The sequence below is a fragment of the Curtobacterium sp. A7_M15 genome (assembly GCF_030705415.1).
Classification (GTDB): Bacteria; Actinomycetota; Actinomycetes; order Actinomycetales; family Microbacteriaceae; genus Curtobacterium.
The window spans coordinates 1-2,867 of record NZ_JAUZED010000194.1 but is presented as its reverse complement, the minus strand read 5'-3'; the positions used below and the strand labels follow the sequence as shown (position 1 = coordinate 2,867).

The window sequence follows — 2,867 nt, the reverse complement described above, 5'->3', positions numbered from 1 at the left end:
CGACCGCGCGGTGGGCGCGACCGCGCGGTGGGCGCTGGCGGCGCTGCGGGGCCGAGCCGCGCCTCCTGGACCGCGACGCTGAGAGGGCACCGAACGGCCGCGTGCCGACCGCCCGCAGTCCCGACGGCGGGTTATCGTCGGACCGTGCCCAGCCAGAAGCCCCGTGTCCGCCGCGTCCCCGTGGCGCTGCCCGAGGGCGGCTCGTCCGAGCAGCCGTGGTACCGCTCGATCCGGTTCTCCGGGTTCAGCCTGCTCATGCTGGCCATCATCGTGCTGTTCGTCGTCGTGCTCGCGCCGTCGCTGCGGACCCTGATCCAGCAGCAGGAGCAGATCGCGCAGCAGCAGCGCGAGGTGGCGAGCCAGAAGGCGGACGTGTCGCAGAAGAAGAAGGACGTCGCACGCTGGGACGACCCCGCCTACATCGAGGCGCAGGCGCGGGACCGACTGCTCTACGTGTACCCGGGCGAGGAGAGCTACCTCGTGATGGGGAGCGAGGACCGCAAGACGGAGTCGACGCCGACGACCGATTCCGGCACGCCCGTGAGCTCGACCGTGCAGACGCCGAAGGTCGACTGGGTGCAGGCCATGCTGTCGTCGGTGCTGACCTCGGGCCTGACCGACGAGACCACGCAGCAGCTCGTCGCACCGGACGTCTCCGGCACCGGCGACACGAAGTAGGACGGTGCCCGGGACTCCGGTAGGCTCACGTACCCGTGACGACCCCTCCTTTCGACCCGCCCTCCGAACGCGACATCCAGGTCGTCTCGGCGCAGCTCGGCCGACCGGCACGTGACGTCATCGGGATCGCTGCTCGCTGCGTCTGTGGCAACCCCACGGTCGTGTCCACGAAGCCCCGGCTGTCGAACGGCACCCCGTTCCCGACGCTCTACTACCTGTGCCACCCCGCGGCCACCGCTGCGGTCAGCACCCTCGAGGCCAACCAGGTCATGCCCGAGCTGGCTGCCCTGCTCGAGGACCCGTCCGTCGCCGAGCAGTACCGCGCGGCGCACGAGGCCTACCTCGCCGATCGTGAGTCGATCGAGCACGTCGACGAGATCGACGGCATCACCGCCGGTGGCATGCCCACCCGCGTGAAGTGCCTGCACGCCCTCGTCGGTCACGCCCTCGCCGCGGGCCCCGGAGTCAACCCCATCGGTGACCTCGCGCTCGAGCGCGCGAGCTGGTCGCCCGACCGGTGTGAGTGCCGGGCGTATGATGGTGGCGCAGACGCTGGAGTCGGGGCGGGTGGCGGCGAAGTCTGACTAGACTCCCGGCAAACCCCCATCCAAGGAGATCATTCCCCGTGCCCAAGATCCTCGTCGTCGGCGGCGGTTACGCCGGCTTCTACACCGCCTGGAAGCTCGAGAAGCACCTTCGCCAGGGCGAAGCCGAGGTCGTCATGGTCGACCCGCTGCCGTACATGACGTACCAGCCGTTCCTCCCCGAGGTCGCCGCCGGTTCCATCGAGCCGCGGCACGCCGTCGTCGCCCACCGTCGTCACCTCAAGAAGACGCGCGTCGTCACCGCCAAGGTCACGAAGGTCGACCACGCCAGCAAGACGGCGACCATCACCCCGGCCGAGGGTGAGGCGTGGGAGGAGTCCTACGACCAGATCGTCATGACCGCGGGGGCGGTCTCGCGCACCTTCCCGATCCCGGGCGTCGCCGACGAGGCCATCGGCCTCAAGACGATCGAAGAGGCCGCGGCGATCCGCGACAAGATCCTCACGAACTTCCACAAGGCGGCGACCCTGCCTGCCGGCCCGGAGCGTGACCGCCTGCTGACCGTCGTCGTCGTCGGTGGTGGCTTCGCCGGCATCGAGGTGTTCGCCGAGCTCCGCTCGTTCGCGAGCGACCTGCTCAAGAGCTACCCTGAGCTGTCCTTCGACGACACGCACTTCCACCTCGTCGAGGCGATGGGCCGCATCATGCCCGAGGTCTCGCTCGAGACCTCGCACTGGGTGCTCGAGAACCTCGCGCAGCGCGGTGCCACCGTGCACCTCGAGACGCAGCTCGCCTCGGCCGAGGGCGGTGTCTGCCAGCTCAAGGCGAAGGACGAGTCGATCCAGACGATCGAGTCCGACCTCATCATCTGGACCGCCGGCGTCATGGCGAACCCGATGGTCAAGGGCACCGACTTCCCGCTCGAGCAGCGCGGGCGCATCCGCGTGCAGCCCGACCTCCGCGTGGTCGACGACAACGGCGTGATCGCCGACGCGTGGGCCTGCGGCGACGTGGCGGCCGTGCCGGACCTCACGGGCGGCGGTGTCGGCGGCTTCTGCGTGCCGAACGCCCAGCACGCGGTGCGTCAGGCGAAGCAGCTCGCGAAGAACCTCGTCGCGACGATCCGCGGCGAGGCCACGACCGACTACAAGCACGAGAACCTCGGCGCCGTCGCGGGCCTCGGTCTCGGCATCGGTGTGTTCCAGTCCGGCAAGTTCGCCATGAAGGGCTTCCTCGCCTGGGGCGCACACCGTGGCTACCACGGCCTGGCGATGCCGTCGTGGGAGCGCAAGTGGCGCGTCATCGGCGACTGGGTCGGCGGCTTCTTCCTCGGCCGTGACATCGCGTCGCTCGACGACCGTGAGACCCCGCGCGCCGCGTTCGAGGCGTTCGCGTCCCGTCCCAAGCCCGCTGCCGAGGCGCCCGCTGCTCCGGTCGAGGCCGCCAAGCCGACCACGGCTCCGGAAGAGGGCAAGCCCGCCGGTGCGGCCGGTCCCGCGTACGGCGAGCCGGCGAAGGACGTCTCGAAGGACGCCGAGCCGGTGAAGGCCGCGGACGCCGAGCCGGTGAAGGCCGAGGCGGACGCCAAGTAGGCTCTTGCGCTCGCGACGCGACGAGGCGGTCACCCTGGCGGGTGACCGCCTC

3 protein-coding genes are annotated in these 2,867 nt (G+C 70.6%); all 3 read left to right on the top strand.

The window, feature by feature from the left end:
- The first annotated feature begins 144 nt into the window (after positions 1 to 144).
- The 3 genes from Q7F20_RS18235 to Q7F20_RS18225 are packed head-to-tail and all read left to right on the top strand — an operon-like array spanning position 145 to position 2,815.
- Positions 145 to 678, top strand: a complete 534-nt coding sequence (locus Q7F20_RS18235; protein ID WP_305741471.1) for a septum formation initiator family protein — start codon at positions 145 to 147, stop codon at positions 676 to 678.
- A 35-nt stretch (positions 679 to 713) separates the two neighbouring features.
- Positions 714 to 1,262, top strand: coding sequence for a DUF501 domain-containing protein (locus Q7F20_RS18230; RefSeq protein ID WP_305741470.1), 549 nt, complete (start codon positions 714 to 716; stop codon positions 1,260 to 1,262).
- A 41-nt stretch (positions 1,263 to 1,303) separates the two neighbouring features.
- Positions 1,304 to 2,815, top strand: coding sequence for an NAD(P)/FAD-dependent oxidoreductase (locus tag Q7F20_RS18225; RefSeq protein ID WP_305741469.1), 1,512 nt, complete (start codon positions 1,304 to 1,306; stop codon positions 2,813 to 2,815).
- Positions 2,816 to 2,867 lie beyond the last annotated feature (52 nt).